We start from the raw sequence: 16720 nt of genomic DNA, 5'->3' as shown, positions 1-16720 counted from the left end.
TGAAGTGCTGTCAATCCAATATGTCTATGAACTTGTCTACTCGTTTTTCGCTCGTCACTTGCGTTTCAAAGCGGGTGCAAAAGTACAACTTGTTTTGGCTTTTCCAAGCGTTTCGGAAAAAAAATTTTCATTTATTTTCGAAGCCGCTCATTTCCAGTAAAAAAGGTGAATTTTGGTGTGGCTTCCTCAAAAGCCGGATGGCAAAGGTAAAAACTCCCGGCCACCTGACCAAAACTTTTTTTGATCCCTTTATACTCTCTCAATAAAACCGAAGAACTTGTTGCGTTTAGCGGGTGCAAAAGTAGCACCTCTTTTCGCATTTCCAAATCTTTTGACAACCTTTTTTCAAAGTATTTTGCAAGTCGCTGGAAGTATGCGGATTGGAACGCAAAGTTTTTTTAGCCCGCAATCGAACTATAACGGTTTCCACTGAAGTCCTCGCCTTCTCCCGTGAATTCGAACTCGGTCATGACTTTGAACTGTTCCGGAAAATTGATGCGTTTAACTCGCAAGGCCAATGTACATACACATTCCATTTCTACGGTCTGAGCCGAGAATATCTCGTATGCCTTATCGACACGCTGCTGCTGCAACCTTCGGCCAATCGTCATGTGCGGTTTTCCCGACGGGATCGCACGCACTTTTCCCTTTAACGGAAAGTGTTCATGAAACTTCGCCGACAACCTGTCAAGCAGCAAAGCCGACTCATTGGTAGGCGCCACATAAAACACCCCGTTCTCTTTCGTATATTTCTCCGGGAACGATCCGTAGCGATCGAACCTATATATAAGGTTACAAACCGACGACGCGAAATCCTGCATGTATCGCTCGACGATCGCTATCTGATTCTCGCGCGCGAAGAATTCCAACACGGTAATATGTGCCTCGGCGTTGCGGCTGCCGTAGTTTCCTGTTTCGGCGAGTTGCCGCTTCATGTCCCGTATTTCCGCGATCACGGATTCAGATGGCCGGAATACGATCGAATAATGTTGTTCTTGCATAATCCCATTGGTTGTGTTGTGCCAGTTACAACTGCGTAAAAGTTCGATTTATTGCCGATTGGCGAATTCTTAACAGAACGCACGCGTGAGGGATGCGAGTGGAAATCCTTTTGCCGAACCTGAAAGGCATTCAAAACTTTTGAGGCGCGGCAAAAGATTGGAACGGGTCAGCCCGACGGCGGCTTTCCATTAGCACCGCGTCAGCAGCCAGTGCGCCCAAGCCGCCGGCACGCCAAAATAAAAAATACCGATAAAAATAAACTCCGAGGCAACTTCTAAATAAAAATCCCGTCTTTAGCATACAAACACGAACCAATTGAAGATAATCAAGCTGCACGAATCAGACGAGACGCTCCTAAAAAAGGCCCTCAAGCGCGACGCAAAAGCCGAGGAAAAGCTCTTCAGACGGCATGCGCCCAAAATGCTCAGCGTCTGCCGCTACTACATTAGCGACATGCATTACGCCGAGGACGTGATGATCACTGGTTTCACGAAGGTATTCGCAAACCTCGCGAAGTTCCGGTTCGAAGGCAATTTCGAAGGTTGGATGCGCCGAATCATGGTGCGCGAAGCCATCGATTTCCTGAGGAGCCGAAAGCAGATGCAGTTCACCGATGTAGCCGAAGCCGAAATCATCTCGATAGACGCCGACCCCGACGATTTCGACATGGACGCGCTCCAATCGCTGATCGACAATTTGCCCGACGGATACCGAACCGTGCTCGTCATGTTCGCGATTGAAGATTACAGCCATAAAGACATAGCGGCAATGCTCGGAATATCTGAAAGCACGTCGAAATCACAATTGTTCAAGGCGCGCAAGATGTTGCAGCAACAGTTGGAAACCTATAAAAAGAAAGCGCATGGAAAAGAATTTTGAAAATGAGATGAAGCGCAGGTTGGGCGAACGAAGCCTCGAACCGCAACCGAACGCCTGGGAACGCGTGGCTTTACAGCGCGGCCAACAAAAAAAGAACACTACCTATATATATTATTGGATCGCGGCCGCCTTGGTGATTGGGATTGGGTTGACGTTTTTGCGATTCGATGATAAGGTTCCGACGACGAACCCCGAAATCATCGTCGACCGACCTGAAGAATCCGCGATTCCTGATTCGGTAAAGGTTTTCGAACATCGTGTACGACAAAAAGTTGTTGCTGTTAATGAACCTGAAGTCGTGACGAAATCCGATTCGGATAACAAAACTGAAACTCCGATTGCGATCCGCCAACCTCAAATCGTCATCGAACCTACGATCGAAACCCGACAAAATCCAATCGAACAGCAAAAAATCCAGGAAATCCTGGTCGCGGTCGACGACATGATCAAAGCCGGCAAACAGCCCGACGAGGACGATGTCGATCTACTCATAGAGAAAGCAAGACGCGAAATCGCAGCAGGCAACGGGTTGTCCAAGCAAACCGACGCGAATGCGTTGCTCAAGGACAGCGAATCTGAATTGAATGAAAGTTTCCGCAGCGGAATCTTCGAAAGCCTCTTCAAACAAAAGCGGATCAAAATCGCGTTCAGTAACAAATAATCAATCACTTAAGTTTCAATCATCATGAAAAAAATCATTTTCGCCTTTGTGGCGACAGCAATCGGCATGTCTAATATGAAGGCGCAGAATCCGACCGAAGTAAAACCCGCAACGGTAGATTCGGCCGACGTCAAATGGCAACAACGCGAGAAAACCCTAGCATTACAAGATCTGGACGAAGAAAAAAAACGCATCGAGGATTCTGAAAAGTTCCGACTCAAACGCGAACTTGAAGCGATAAACAAGCGACTGTCCGAACAAAAAATCACATCAGAGGAAGCGAAACGCCTTAAGGAAGATGCGGCCAAAAATGCGGCGATCAGCATCGACACGAAACTTGCGATCGTCGAAAATCAGAAGAAACTTGTGGAACGAGGCGATTTCTGGACGTTCAGGCACGAGCGCGGCAGCCAGGTAGAACTCGGGCTAGGCAATGTTTATGACGACCGCGGGAGCTTTTTGGTCGGACTCAATTACGTCGACAAACGGAAATCGGTTCAATATGACAAGCGGACGTATGCAGATATCGTCTTGGCCGGCGGGATTTCGAATACGGTTTCAGACGAGCACAGCTTAAAAGATTCACCGTATAAGATCTGGAAGAGCGGTTTTTCAGAATTCGGTGTTACACTACGCACCAGATTGCTCAAGGATTCCAACTTCCTGCGGCTTGCATACGGAACCTCGCTTCATGTCCATTCGTTCGAACTCACTGGCAATCGCGCGTTCGCCGTCAATGGAGACGAAACGACCTTTGAAACTTTCGCACAGGACTTGAAGTACCAGAAGTTGCGCGTTACGAATCTCGTATTTCCTGTATATCTGGAATTCGGAAATTCCAAGAAACTCGAGTCTTACGATCGCGTGCGTTATTCCACGGTGGATAATTGGAAGTTTGGTCTCGGAGGTTATGCGGGAATGAACCTTTGGCAAAACCAAAAACTGCGCTATTATGAAGATCATCGAAAAATCGAGGACACGCAACGCCGCTCGTTCAACGCTACTAATTTCGTATACGGACTCGGCGCTTACGTAGGTTATGGCCCGATTTCAATTTACGCGAAATACGACCTGAACCCTTTGTTTAAGAATGGACCGACGCGTGACAATGTTTTCTCGTTGGCGCTGCGGATTGATCTGTGATTTATTTCGGTCAGGCTGGTGGCACTCGATTTTCGCAACCCTTTAAGGGTTCCATAAAATCCCAACGCCATCACTTCGACCTAAAATACTTAAACGGTACGAACAACATCCCAAAACATTCCCCATGTTCTTTCCCCAAGTGTTTGTGATGCATCTTATGCGCGCGTCTCACGGCTTTCGCATACCTATTATTGGCGTTCCTAAAAATCTTGAACCGCTGATGAATGAAGATATCGTGCACGACGAAATACGTAAAACCATAGCAAAAAATCCCAATCCCAATCGCAAGCCCGATCTGTAAAATATCGAAACGCCAAAGCAAACAAAAACCAATGCAGACCACGGCATACACGACAAAAAACAAATCGTTGCGCTCGAACCACGAATCATGGTTTTTCTTATGATGATCCTTGTGCCAATTCCACAAAAAACCGTGCATGATGTATTTATGGCTCAGCCACGCGATACATTCCATAATCGCGAACGTCAGCACGCCGACCAATATGTAAATCCAAATAGACATTAGACGATGTTGAGTTTACAGTTGATATAACATTTGGCGAACAACCCGAACTTCTGGTAATTCGGCACGCGGATCCTCGCATTCCGAATCCGTTCGGGCGGCGTATTCTTTAACTTCACAAGCAATTTCCGATAATAGCAATACGCGACGTAAACGCCCAGCTTCGCCTCGATCGGCAGACGCAAGACGCCTTGCAATCCCGCGCGAAGGTCGGCCTCGATCTCCTCGACGATCTGTGATTTCACGTTTTCATCGAGCGAAGTCAAATCGACACCCGGAAAATAACTGCGATCGAGTTGCTCGAAATCCATTTTGAGGTCGCGCAGGAAATTAACTTTCTGGAACGCCGAGCCCAAACGCATCGCCGAATCCTTGAGTGCCTCGTATTTCTGATCGTCGCCTTTCACGAAAACCTTCAGGCACATAAGCCCGACGACATCGGCCGAACCGTAGATGTAGTCTCGGTATTCATCGATAGACGCGTATTCTTTCTTGGTCAAATCGGCCTCCATGCTTTTCATGAACGACGAAATTAGCTGGGTCGGAATCTCGTATTTCGCGACCGTATGCTGGAACGAATTCAAGATCGGGTTCGTACTGATGCCGTCGCGCAAACAACGCTCGAGATCATCGCCGAACCTTGCGAACAACGCCGCTTTATCAAAATCGTGAAAACTGTCCACGATCTCGTCGGCCACGCGCACGAATCCATATATATTGTAAATGTCCTGGCGGATACAAGGCGCCAACATCTTCACCGCCGACGCGAACGACGTGCTGTAACGCTGCGTCACCAATCGGCTGCTCGCGAACGAGACATCATCAAACAGCGACTTCATGGCGATTTTTTTTTTGGATTAGACCGGCGACGAGTTTTCCCGAAATCAAAGCGGGCGGAACTCCGGGACCGGGAACGGTAAGTTGACCAGCGAAATATAAATTCCCGACTTTTCGACTGCGCAGTTTCGGACGCAGGAAAGCGGTTTGCATGAGCGTATTGGCCATTCCGTACGCGTTGCCCTTATATGAATTATAGTCGGACACAAAATCGTTGACACAAAAACTTTCCTTGAAAAGAATATTCTCACTCAAACTCTGGCCCGTATTTTTTTTCAATCGATGTAAGATTTTCGAGAAACACGACTCGCGCAATTCAGGCGTGTCGTCAATCCCGGGCGCAAGCGGAACGAGAAATATCGCGGCTTCGCAACCTTTCGGCGCGCAATCTTGTTCGGTTTTCGATGGAAAGCTCGCGTAAAAAAGCGGTTCCTCGGGCCATTTCGGATCGTCGTAAATCGCCTGGGCGTGCACATCGAAATCCGTATCGAAAAATAACGTGTGATGTTCGACGTTCTCGATTTTCTTGTCGAACCCCACATAAAACAGCAGGCACGAAGGCGCGAAAACACGGCTTTCCCAATATTTTGGAGAATATGTGCGCAATCTTTCGTCGAGCAATTGTTCCGAATGGTGGTAATCGGCACCGCTCACGACGATCTCGGCCCAAAGTTTTTCACCGTTCACGATAATCCCGTCGACTTCGCTATCGGCATCGACCGTGATTTTTTCGACGTTCGAATGTGTTTGGAACTTTACGCCAAGTTCAAGCGCCAATTTTTCGATTCCTTTCACGACCGAGAACATGCCACCTTTCGCGTAGAACGTCCCGAGACCGAAATCGGCATGGTTCATAAACGTATAAAACGATGGTGTTTCTGACGGTTTCGCGCCCAAAAACAACACCGGAAATTCCAATATCTTGCGCAGTCTTTCATTCTTGAAACGCTTGGCTACATCAGAACTCACGGTCGAAAAAAACCTGTCGATCTTTCCTACGGTTTTCATCGAAACAAGCTCAAAAGCCGATTCTCCGGGACGATACACAATGTCGCCGATCGCTATGTCGTAGTTGGATTTCGCCTCGTTTAGAAACGATTCGAGCTTCTTGCCGCTTCCGGGTTCAATGGATTCGAACGTCTTTTTAATGTCCGACGGATTGTCCTGGATCGTGACGAAATCATCCTGCCCGAAATACACGCTGTATGCGGGCGACAGTTTCTCAATCGAATAATAATCGTTTGTCTTCGCTCCGAAATCGGCAAAAAAACGATCGAACACGTCGGGCATCCAATACCAAGTCGGCCCCATGTCGAACGTGAAACCATCTTTTAACAATTGACGCGCGCGCCCGCCGATCGTGGCGTTCTTCTCGAAAACGGTGACGTCGTATCCGTCGCGTGCCAAATAGCAGGCGGCCGACAAAGACGAAAAACCCGAACCTATTATGTAAACCCTGTGCTTCATTTTGTTTAACGAATATAGATAATAATTAAACAAAACTTTAGCGTTTTGAAAAACTTTACAATTTGTTTAGCCGAGCGATTGCGTACTTTTGAAAATTACAATGGAATACGACTACATTTTTTCAGGATTCGGACTCGCCGCGATGTTGCTGCTCGATGAACTCATCGACACGGGCCTGGCCGATGCAAAAAAAATCCTGATTATCGAAAAATACGAAATTCCGACCGAAAAAACATGGTGTTACTGGGAAAATTCGACTGGAAAATACGATTCGATACTCGAACATTCGTGGCGAAAAGGTTTTTTTACCGACGAAAAGAAATCGACCGAATGTCTGGGCGGAAGGTTCATCTACAAATGCATTTCATCAGAAAAACTGCGAGAATATATTGACAAAAAAATCGAACGATTCCCGCTCATCGTTAGACAAAATGATGAACTTGTTTCACTTTTCGATGATGGAAATTCGGTTTCGGTCGTCACGACTTCAGGAACATTCCAAGCCGATTTCGTGTTCAACAGTGTCGTTCCGAAAATCCCGACTGACGATTCCCGAAACCCGCTGTTGTTGCAGCATTTCGAAGGTTGGTTCGTAAAATCGAAGCAATTGCCGTTTACAGCCGACGCGATCACGATTATGGACTTTTCAGTTAAACAAATGAGCCAGACGCGGTTCATGTATGTGTTGCCGTTTTCAAATTCGGAAGCGCTCGTTGAGTTCACGCTTTTCTCGCCCGAATTGTTGCGTGAAGACGAATACGAAATTGAGATAAGACGTTATCTGTCGCAAAAGGGAATTTCAGACTTTGAGATCGCGAAAAAAGAAACCGGCGTGATCCCGATGACGACGTATCCGTTCCACAAACACAATTCGAAAAACGTGCTCAACATCGGAACCGCAGGCGGATGGACGAAAGCGAGTACTGGTTATACGTTCGTGCACGCTTTGAAAAACGTGAAAAAAGTCGCGTCGGAGCTAAAAACCGCGAACCCGAATTTCAGCCGATTCCACAAGACAAACCGTTTCACGTTCTACGACCGAATTTTCAACCACGTACTTTTCTACAATAATGAACTCGGAAAACAAATTTTTTCCCGCTTGTTCACCAAAACGGATCCGGTTTCGGTATTGCGATTTTTAAACGAGGAAAGCACGATTCTCGAAGAGCTCAAAATCATCCTTGCCTGTCCGAAAAAACCGTTCCTAAAATCGTTCTTCAAAACACTTTTCTAACCTTTTCCCGTCGCGATTTTCCTGATCATCCCATTGAAAATAAAATAATGGAACGGCAAGACCGAATACCAGTACAATCGTCCCCACAACCCGACGGGCCGGAACGTCGCGGTCTGTCGCAAAATATTGTCTTTGCCCATCCGGAACTCGAGCCACGCCTCGCCGGGCATGCGCATCTCAGCATACAAAAGCAAACGCCTTTCCTCGCGGCTTGAGTAGATCACGCGCCAAAAATCGAGGGTTTCTCCCGCAAAGATCGCCGACGTGTTTTTCCGGCCGCGATTGATTCCGACGCCACCAAAAAGTTTGTCGAGAAATCCGCGAAATTGCCACAACCAATCGGCGTAATACCAACCTGAATTTCCTCCGATCGCAAACACGCGATCAAGCGCCGCCTCGGGATCATCGACCTTCATGCGTTTCTTGTCTTTGAAACAACCAAAAAGCGGCACTTTGATGTAACGCGAAAGTCCTTCAGTAAAATACGTATACGTGAGCGCGTCTTTCCAGGTCGAAAGCACAAGGTTTTGCTCGATTTTGTCGAACGCGATCTTTATGGCTTCCTTGTACGTAAGAATTTTAATTCCGAGTTTTTGCGCCAGATCGTTGGGCCGCGCGATCACATCGACTTTCATGCTGTCGACGAGATTCTGCGCGAGGATGTATGAGGTCGAAGTGATGAAATACAGCCAGTACGACGACAGTTTCGGCGACATGACGGGAACTGTAAAAATGTAGCGTTTTAACCCGCGAACCTCACCGAATTGCAACAACATCTGTTTGTACGTCAAGATATCCGGCCCGTAAATGTCATAGTCGCGGCCAAACGTATCTTCACGCCCTAGAACACCTGAAAGCATTTCGACAACATTCCGAATCGCGATCGGCTGGCAACGTGTTTCGAGCCATTTCGGTCCGATCATAATCGGAAGTTTCTCGACGAGATCGCGGATGATTTCAAACGACGCGCTTCCTGACCCGACAATTATGCCGGCGCGCAATGACGTAACGGGAACGCTTCCTTTTCGAAGTACTTCCTCAACCTTTTTGCGGGATTTCAAATGTTCCGAGAGTTCTTTTTCGTTAACGATTCCGCCAAGGTAAACGATTTGTCTGGCCGACGTCGAGGCGATTCCATCGATGAAATTTTGGGCCGACGTTTCCTCCATTTTCCCGAAATCGGCCGTCGTACTCATCGAATGTACCAGATAATAAGCGGCTTCCACATCGGTCGGGATATTTTTTAGCGTTTCCTTTTTTAGCAGATCGAGTTCCACAAGACTTATCTTGCGACCGTCAAATCGCTTGATGTTGAATCGCGAAACATCACGAACCGCACAAACGACCTCGTGTCCTTGTTCCAACAGAACGGGAAGCAAACGTTGTCCGATATATCCGGTCGCGCCGGTGAGCAGAATCTTCATAATTATTTATTTAAAAATGGTGCCGAGGCCGCCGTTCACACCAATGATTTGTCCCGTTGTCCAAACAGCGTCCACTAATAAATGTACGGCGGATTTTGCGATAATCCGCGCTTCGCCGATCGCTTTTAGCGGATGTCGCTCCGCATTCGCGAGTCGTTTGGCGTCCGAATTCAATAATTGGGAGGCCAAAGGCGTATCGGTGAGCGAAGGTGCGATGCAATTCACGCGGATTTTAGGAGCGAGTTCAGCGGCAAGGGCTTTCGTTAAACCTTCGACGGCCGCTTTGGAAGCCGCAACGCTCGCATGGAAAGGCATTCCTGTTTGGGCCGCGACCGAACTGAACAACACTATCGACCCCGAATCGGAATTCTTAAGATTGGCCGAATAGGCATTTACGAATTTGAAAGCGCCGACTACGTTGATCCTGAAGTCATTGAGCAAATCGTCGTCTTTGAGCGCGCGCAGCGGTTTGAGCGTGATGCTTCCGGGACAATAGACCAGACCGTCGATCGCATTAGGGATTTCAGGCAACGCGGCATCCGACATGAAATCATGCTCCAAAAATGTTATATCGGTGTGTTCCTCGAGTGTCTTTTTGGAGCGGCTCATCGCCAATATGGTATGTCCCGCGGCTTTCAACTGCAATGCGATCTCGAGTCCTATTCCGCTACTGGCGCCTGCGATCAAATATGTCTTTTTGTTTTCCATAACCGATTTTTTTTAAACATGAAAAAGGGGAACCTAACACAAATTCCCCTTCCTCAATCAATGTTAACTATTCTACAAATTTGGCAAAAGTACTTTGTCGATCGCGTGGACGACTCCGTTCGAAGCCTGGACGTCGGTCGCGATGATGTTGCTCACACGGTCGTTGAAGTCGGTGATTCTTGCGCCGCCCGTGACATTTACCGTGAACGAATCACCGTTGAACGTGGTAACGCTCATGTCGTCGGTCAAACTGGCGGCCAATACGTTCGCTCCCGTAACGACATGGTATTTCAATGTTTTCTCGAGCGTGACCTGGTCGATGTCGGCCAATCCCGATGCGCCAAGTTCAGTAAGCAAGTTCCCGAATGCCGTGTTCGTCGGTGCAAAAACCGTGAACGGCGAACTCGCGGTGCCCGACAGGATTCCAGCGAAATCAGGTTGGTCGTCTCTCGTGAGCGCGGCAACCAAGGTCGAAAAATCAGGATTCGCGATCGCATGGTTTACGACAGTCGGCAAACCGATCACTCCGTTTACGACGTGGATGACGCCGTTTGAAGCCATGATGTCGGCAGTCGTGACGGTCGCGCCACCGTTTGCGGTTCCTCCGTTAAGTACGACGCCCGATGCAGTGTTTACGAACATGCTCATCGTGTTGGTTGTCGATGCGGCGCCTTTTCCCAACGTTTTCACATAACCTGTCGTCAATGCCGATGACATCACGCTGCCCGAAACCACGTGGTTCAATAAAATTTCCTTCAATGCCGCAGTCGGGACCGCGTCGAGGTTTGCATAACCGTTTGCCGATAAAAATGCCGTAAACGCTTCATTCGTCGGCGCGAATACCGTAAACGGTCCGGAACCGTCGAGTGTCGCGACCAAACCAGCCTTGTCCAGGGCTTGCACCAAAATGGAAAGGTTTGGTGTGTCAGCCGCGATCGCTGAAATGGTCTGTGGCTGCGTTACCGGATCCGAATCATCGTCACTGCACGAAATCGCTGCAAATCCGATGAAGGCGAGCAAAATCGATTTTTTAAAAATGGTACTTGTTTTCATAATGAGTTTATTTTGTATTTGTTCATCTGCCGAAATTACGCACTTCACCACTTTTGTTTAACGTTTTTTAAATTTATTTAAACAATGTTTAATCAGTACTTTACCGTTGCTTTTACGAAAATTCCGAACGTCAGCCATACCATTGCCCTAACATAAGTTTAACAATAATTTTGTTTAATGAATTTCATAAAATCGTTAAACAAAATCTTGCGTAAAAAAAGGCGGCCTCCAAATCGCGAAACCATTGGCTCATCATCTTGTATACGTGTGTCCAAAGCCCTATATTTGCACACTTAATTTTTAATTATGATCAAGATTACATTGCCCGACGGTTCGGTAAAAGAGTTTGAAAGCGGTGCATCCCCGATGGATGTCGCCAAAAGCATCAGTGAAGGCCTCGCGAGAAACGTGATTTCGGCCTCGTTCAACGGCACGACCGTGGAAACTGAGACGCCACTCACGACCGACGGTTCTCTCGTACTCTTTACCTGGAACGACAAGGACGGCAAGAAAGCGTTCTGGCACTCGACTTCGCACGTGTTGGCGCAGGCGTTGCAGGAATTGTATCCGGGCGTGAAATTGTCGATCGGGCCTGCGATCGAAAACGGATTTTACTACGATGTCGATTTTGGCGACCTGAAGATTTCAGATGCCGATTTCAAAGCGATCGAAGACAAAATGCTCGACATCGCACGCGGAAAATTCGAATTCACTATGCGTTCGTCATCAAAGGCCGACGCGCTTGATTTTTACAAAAAAGAAAACAATCCATACAAGGTCGAACTCATCGAGAATCTCGAAGACGGAACGATTACATTCTGCGATCATTCGACGTTCACCGACCTTTGCCGAGGCGGACACATTCCGAACACGGGCATCATCAAGGCCGTGAAAATCATGTCGATCGCCGGAGCTTATTGGCGAGGTGACGAGAAGAACAAGCAATTGACGCGCGTTTACGGCATCTCGTTTCCGAAGCAGAAAGACCTTACCGATTACCTCGAATTGCTCGAAGAAGCGAAACGCCGCGATCATAGAAAACTTGGAAAAGAACTCGAATTGTTCGCGTTCTCACAGAAAGTCGGGCAAGGCTTGCCGTTGTGGTTGCCGAAAGGTGCCGCATTGCGCGACCGCTTGGAGCAATTCCTTAGAAAAGCGCAGAAGAAAGCTGGTTACGAGCAGGTCGTAACGCCGCACATCGGGCAAAAAGAACTATATGTGACTTCCGGTCACTACGCAAAATACGGAGCGGATTCTTTCCAACCGATCCACACGCCGGCCGAAGGTGAAGAATTCCTTTTGAAACCGATGAACTGTCCGCACCACTGCGAGATCTACGCCGTGAAACCTTGGTCGTACAAGGATTTGCCGAAACGCTACGCGGAATTCGGAACGGTTTATCGCTACGAACAATCGGGCGAATTGCACGGTTTGACACGCGTTCGTGGATTCACCCAGGACGACGCCCATATTTTTTGTACGCCCGACCAATTGGACGCGGAGTTCAAGAACGTGATCGATTTGGTGTTGTACGTATTCGGATCGTTAGGATTCGAGAATTTTACGGCCCAGGTTTCGGTTCGCGATCTGGACAATCCCGACAAATACATCGGATCGGTCGAAAACTGGGAAAAAGCGGAACAAGCGATCATCAATGCCGCGAAAGACAAAGGTTTGAATTATGTCATAGAATCGGGAGAAGCTGCGTTTTACGGACCGAAACTCGACTTCATGGTGAAAGATGCACTCGGTCGCCAATGGCAACTTGGGACGATCCAGGTCGATTACAATTTGCCCGAGCGTTTTGATTTGACGTACAAAGGTTCGGATAATGAATTGCACCGTCCGGTTATGATTCACCGCGCGCCGTTTGGCTCCATGGAACGTTTCATCGCGATTCTGCTCGAGCATACCGCAGGAAACTTCCCACTTTGGCTGATGCCCGAACAAGCTATCATTCTGTCTCTGAGTGAGAAATATGAAAATTATGCCAAAAAAGTTTTGGAATTGCTCGAAAATCACGAAATTCGCGCCCTAATTGACAATCGCAACGAGACGATCGGGAAGAAAATCCGCGAAGCCGAAACCAAGAAATTCCCATACATGCTCATTGTCGGCGAGGAAGAAGAGAAGAACGGAACCATCTCCGTGCGCAAACACGGGCAGGAAGGTAAAGGCAACGTAACCGTTTCGATCGAGGAATTCGCCAGGATGGTCAACGAAGAGATCAACACAACATTAAAGACGTTCAACGTCGAATCTAATTAGTCTAACTTAATAATTTAAGCCATAGCAATACGGAATAACAGAGGTTATCAACCTCGAGTAGAAAAAAAAGATGCGCATCGCATCAACCAACACATCCGCGGTCTTCAGGAAGTTCGCCTTGTTGGTGAAAACATTGAGCCTGGAGTTTACTCACTGGCCGAAGCTTTGAGAAAAGCCGACGAATTCGAATTGGATCTCGTCGAAATTTCACCCAACGCGGTTCCGCCGGTCTGTAAGATCATGGATTACAAGAAGTTCGTTTACGAGCAAAAGAAACGCGACAAAGCCTTGAAGGCAAAGTCTACGCAAGTGACGATCAAGGAAATCCGTTTCGGTCCTCAGACTGACGAGCACGATTACGAATTCAAACGCAAGAATGCCGAGAAATTCCTCAAAGAAGGTTCGAAAGTAAAAGCTTTCGTATTCTTCAAAGGACGTTCGATCATCTACAAAGATCAAGGCCAAATTTTGTTGTTGAAACTTGCCACAGACCTTGAGGAATGGGGAAAAGTCGAAGCGATGCCGGTTCTTGAAGGAAAGCGGATGATTATGTTCATGGCGCCGAAGAAGAAAAAATAAAGTGACGAAAGACAAATGACGAAAGACGAAGGACTAACAAAAGGTTAGAAATTTATCTTCAAATATATGTCTTAAGTCCTTCGTCATTTGTCATTACGACATTTGTCTAAAAATAAGTCAAACCACAATACTTAGGAATTATGCCTAAAATGAAAACCAAATCCAGCGCCAAGAAACGATTCAAAGTTACTGGTTCCGGTAAAATCAAGAGGAAACACGCTTTCAAGAGCCACATCCTTACCAAGAAGTCTAAAAAGCGCAAGCTTGCTTTGACTCATGCCGCTTTGGTTCACCCAACCGACATGAAAAGCGTAAAACAACAGTTGCGTATTATCTAAGACGCTGTTGTAATTGTCAATTGTCAATTGTCAATTAAAGGTAATTTATAACCCTGTATCAGGCCAAACAAGTTCCTTCGATTAAATTCAGGACGCCTGCTGCAAAAAACAAGAAAAGTATGCCAAGATCAGTAAACTCCGTAGCTAAAAGAGCTCGCAGAAAAAAAGTCCTGAAGCAAGCCAAAGGTTTCTTCGGACGTCGTAAAAACGTTTGGACAGTAGCTAAAAACGCTGTCGAAAAAGCAATGCAGTACGCTTACCGCGACCGCAAAGCGAAAAAGAGAAACTTCCGTGCGTTGTGGATCATGCGTATCAACGCTGGTGCACGCCAAGAAGGAATGTCATATTCTCAGTTCATGGGATTGGTTAAAAAAGGTGGAATCGAATTGAACCGTAAAGTTCTTGCCGATCTTGCCATGAACCACCCGGAAGCTTTCAAAGCTATCGTGAACAAAGTAAAATAAACGTTTTTAATCCGGTTTGACTTATAGAAAGTCCGTTCGAAAGAGCGGACTTTTTTTTTGCGAAAAGTGCAGCGTGCAGAGCGCAAAGTACAACGTCTGTCGGAGTAAAAACTTTGTACTTTGCACGCTGCACTTTGCACTTTACCTGGGCGCGCCGGCGATTCAACTTCCCCTTCCAAACCAAAACCGTGCGCCGTCAGGCTATCCGCTATTAGTCCTCGGCACGACGCGATTTTGCCGTCGCCGTTTTTGTGGCTTCCGTCGGTCGCCCAAAACGTCGGGCAAAAGACGCGTCGCGCCTGCGGGCTAACCGCTGCTATCCTTCGCGCGTCGAACTCCGAATTACATTTCTTAAAAACTGTCGGAATATCAAAAATTCAACATCTCCAACATTAAAATAACATTAGAATATCGCATTTCCCGTAAAAATTAAACAAAAAATTAAAATTTTGTAAAACCAAGCCTGCCAATCGCTCGTAGATTCACTTCATAAAACATAACACAAATAACCATGAAGAAAACACTTCGCACCTTTTGTCTTGCAGCCACGGCGCTGGCAGGAATTACGCTCACAAGTTGCAGCGATGACGACAACGGCAACAATGGATCAGGCGGCTCAAAACCTGATTTGGAATTTTACGGGCTTATCGCGGGCAACACGTTGGTAAAACTAAACGCCAATGATTCCGATGACGCCATTTCAACCACGACGATCACCGGACTGGAATCGGGCGACAACATCATCGCAATCGACTTCCGTCCTCAAACCGGACAACTCATCGGGCTTGGCAGCACGAACAGATTATACGTGATCAACCATTTGACAGGAGCTGCGAAAGCGCTCGGAACTGCACCGTTCACTCCCGCAGTCGCAGGCGATATGGTCGGATTCGATTTCAACCCGACTGTGGACCGCATCCGTTTGGTAACATCGACAGGGCAAAACCTCAGGCTGAATCCTGAAACCGGAACTGTCGCCGCAACCGATGGCAACCTAAATCCGGGAACGCCGCAAGTCGGAGCCGCCGCTTACACGAACAGTACCGCAGGCGCGACGACCACTGCCCTATTCGCGATCAATTTCGCTGACGGCATGCTCTACAAACAAGATCCGCCCAACGACGGAACGCTTACCGCAATCGGAAGCCTCGACATCAACAACTTCTCAACGATGAGTGATGGAGGTTTCGATATCGCCCAAGACAACACGACGGCGTTGGCGAGCTTCACGATCGGATCTGAAAGCAAACTATACAAAATCGACCTGACAACGGGGAAAGCGAGAAACCTTGGAGAATTGGACATGCCGTTGATCGGTCTTGCGATTCCTGTTGCGCCGGTCGCTTATGCAGTTGCTTCGAACACGCTCCATATTTTCAATCCTATGGACATCGGAACACCAACTACGAAAACCATCCAAGGTCTTGACGCAGGCGTAAACATCGTGGGAATCGACATGCGTCCCGCAACAGGGCAACTGTTCGCATTGGGCAGCAACTCGCGTATCTATACGATAAACGTGAGTAACGGAACCGCAACCGCGATCGGAGCCGCGGCTTTCGGAACGCTTGACGGAACAGACTTCGGGTTCGACTTCAATCCGCTCGTCGACCGCATCAGAATCGTGAGCAACACAGGCCAAAACCTGCGCGTGAATCCTAACGATGGCGTTTTGGCGGCAACTGATGGCAGCTTGAATCCCGGAACTCCGAACGTGACATCGGCGGCCTACACGAATAATTTCGCGGGAACAACGTCTACCGAACTTTTCGTTATCGATTCGACTATGGACATGTTGTTCAAACAAAATCCACCCAATGACGGAACATTGGTTACCGTGGGAATGCTCGGCGCCGATGTGACGGCACAAAGCGGATTCGACATCGGAGGAACTTCGAACACAGGCTACGCAATCCTTACCGTCGGTTCGGCGAGCAAGATTTACTCTGTGAATACCGGTTCTGGAGCTGTTACCGCGATGGGTAATTTCCCTGCTGCCGTAAGCGGTTTCGCGGTCGGACTCGGCTTCTAAAATCTCAGTTCAAATAAAAAGCCCGATTTCGCGATCGGGCTTTTTTTATGCGTTAAAGTTGCGCTAACGGTTTTCCAATTCAATCGATTTTTGAATATCTATGCAAAA

Annotated in this window: 16 protein-coding genes; 9 read left to right on the top strand and 7 right to left on the bottom strand. The window is 47.6% G+C overall.

The annotated features are described in order from the left end of the window. Positions 1–398: 398 nt before the first annotated feature. Complete coding sequence (locus EOO50_RS10825; protein ID WP_290840010.1) at positions 399–1001, bottom strand: 2'-5' RNA ligase family protein; 603 nt, start codon at positions 999–1001, stop codon at positions 399–401. A 316-nt stretch (positions 1002–1317) separates the two neighbouring features. On the opposite strand from EOO50_RS10825, the gene EOO50_RS10820 reads away from it, so the two are divergent. From EOO50_RS10820 to EOO50_RS10810, 3 genes are read left to right on the top strand one after another with little or no spacing between them, the layout of a single operon-like run. Next, a complete protein-coding gene (locus EOO50_RS10820) occupies positions 1318–1881 on the top strand; it encodes an RNA polymerase sigma factor (protein ID WP_290840008.1) in 564 nt (187 codons plus the stop codon). Then, the gene (locus tag EOO50_RS10815) at positions 1865–2542 is read left to right on the top strand and encodes a hypothetical protein (RefSeq protein ID WP_290840006.1); all 678 of its coding nucleotides are present in this window, start codon (positions 1865–1867) and stop codon (positions 2540–2542) included. Before EOO50_RS10820 ends, EOO50_RS10815 begins: the two co-directional genes overlap by 17 nt. Before the next feature lie 24 nt (positions 2543–2566). Further along, positions 2567–3685 carry a hypothetical protein gene (locus tag EOO50_RS10810; protein WP_290840004.1) on the top strand — a complete coding sequence of 373 codons (1119 nt, stop codon included), beginning with the start codon at positions 2567–2569 and terminating at the stop codon, positions 3683–3685. Positions 3686–3755: 70 nt separating this feature from the next. Here EOO50_RS10810 and EOO50_RS10805 read toward each other — a convergent pair whose 3' ends face one another. The 3 genes from EOO50_RS10805 to EOO50_RS10795 are packed head-to-tail and all read right to left on the bottom strand — an operon-like array spanning position 3756 to position 6512. Then, positions 3756–4208, bottom strand: coding sequence for a sterol desaturase family protein (locus tag EOO50_RS10805; RefSeq protein ID WP_290840002.1), 453 nt, complete (start codon positions 4206–4208; stop codon positions 3756–3758). After that, positions 4208–5047 carry a phytoene/squalene synthase family protein gene (locus EOO50_RS10800; RefSeq protein WP_290840000.1) on the bottom strand — a complete coding sequence of 280 codons (840 nt, stop codon included), beginning with the start codon at positions 5045–5047 and terminating at the stop codon, positions 4208–4210. The genes EOO50_RS10805 and EOO50_RS10800 overlap by 1 nt, the downstream gene beginning before the upstream one ends. Further along, positions 5031–6512 carry an oleate hydratase gene (locus EOO50_RS10795; protein ID WP_290839998.1) on the bottom strand — a complete coding sequence of 494 codons (1482 nt, stop codon included), beginning with the start codon at positions 6510–6512 and terminating at the stop codon, positions 5031–5033. The genes EOO50_RS10800 and EOO50_RS10795 overlap by 17 nt, the downstream gene beginning before the upstream one ends. A 100-nt stretch (positions 6513–6612) precedes the next feature. On the opposite strand from EOO50_RS10795, the gene EOO50_RS10790 reads away from it, so the two are divergent. After that, positions 6613–7746 carry a lycopene cyclase family protein gene (locus tag EOO50_RS10790; protein WP_290839996.1) on the top strand — a complete coding sequence of 378 codons (1134 nt, stop codon included), beginning with the start codon at positions 6613–6615 and terminating at the stop codon, positions 7744–7746. On the opposite strand, the gene EOO50_RS10785 is transcribed toward EOO50_RS10790, so the two are convergent. The 3 genes from EOO50_RS10785 to EOO50_RS10775 all read right to left on the bottom strand — a co-directional run bounded on the left by EOO50_RS10785 (position 7743) and on the right by EOO50_RS10775 (position 10931). Continuing rightward, on the bottom strand, positions 7743–9170 hold the full coding sequence (locus EOO50_RS10785) for an SDR family oxidoreductase (RefSeq protein ID WP_290839994.1): 1428 nt from the start codon (positions 9168–9170) through the stop codon (positions 7743–7745). The genes EOO50_RS10790 and EOO50_RS10785 overlap by 4 nt on opposite strands. A 6-nt stretch (positions 9171–9176) precedes the next feature. Then, positions 9177–9878, bottom strand: coding sequence for an SDR family oxidoreductase (locus EOO50_RS10780; protein WP_290839992.1), 702 nt, complete (start codon positions 9876–9878; stop codon positions 9177–9179). 72 nt (positions 9879–9950) lie between these two features. Further along, entirely contained in the window at positions 9951–10931 is a 981-nt protein-coding gene (locus EOO50_RS10775) for a fasciclin domain-containing protein (RefSeq protein ID WP_290839990.1), read from the bottom strand. A 306-nt stretch (positions 10932–11237) separates the two neighbouring features. Between EOO50_RS10775 and thrS the strand changes: the two genes are divergently transcribed. The 5 genes from thrS to EOO50_RS10750 all read left to right on the top strand — a co-directional run bounded on the left by thrS (position 11238) and on the right by EOO50_RS10750 (position 16612). Further along, on the top strand, positions 11238–13199 hold the full coding sequence (gene thrS, locus EOO50_RS10770) for a threonine--tRNA ligase (protein ID WP_290839988.1): 1962 nt from the start codon (positions 11238–11240) through the stop codon (positions 13197–13199). Between the two features lie 27 nt (positions 13200–13226). Then, positions 13227–13778: a translation initiation factor IF-3 gene (gene infC, locus EOO50_RS10765; protein ID WP_290840016.1), complete on the top strand. Its 552-nt coding sequence runs from the start codon at positions 13227–13229 to the stop codon at positions 13776–13778. 140 nt (positions 13779–13918) lie between these two features. Next, complete coding sequence (rpmI, locus tag EOO50_RS10760; protein ID WP_290839986.1) at positions 13919–14116, top strand: 50S ribosomal protein L35; 198 nt, start codon at positions 13919–13921, stop codon at positions 14114–14116. 119 nt (positions 14117–14235) lie between these two features. Beyond that, complete coding sequence (gene rplT, locus EOO50_RS10755; RefSeq protein ID WP_290839984.1) at positions 14236–14580, top strand: 50S ribosomal protein L20; 345 nt, start codon at positions 14236–14238, stop codon at positions 14578–14580. A gap of 511 nt (positions 14581–15091) precedes the next feature. Further along, positions 15092–16612, top strand: coding sequence for a DUF4394 domain-containing protein (locus EOO50_RS10750; protein WP_290839982.1), 1521 nt, complete (start codon positions 15092–15094; stop codon positions 16610–16612). Positions 16613–16720: the final 108 nt, after the last annotated feature.

The sequence above is a fragment of the Flavobacterium sp. genome (genome assembly GCF_004211145.1).
Classification (GTDB): Bacteria; Bacteroidota; Bacteroidia; order Flavobacteriales; family Flavobacteriaceae; genus Flavobacterium.
This window is presented reverse-complemented; position numbering and strand designations above follow the sequence as displayed.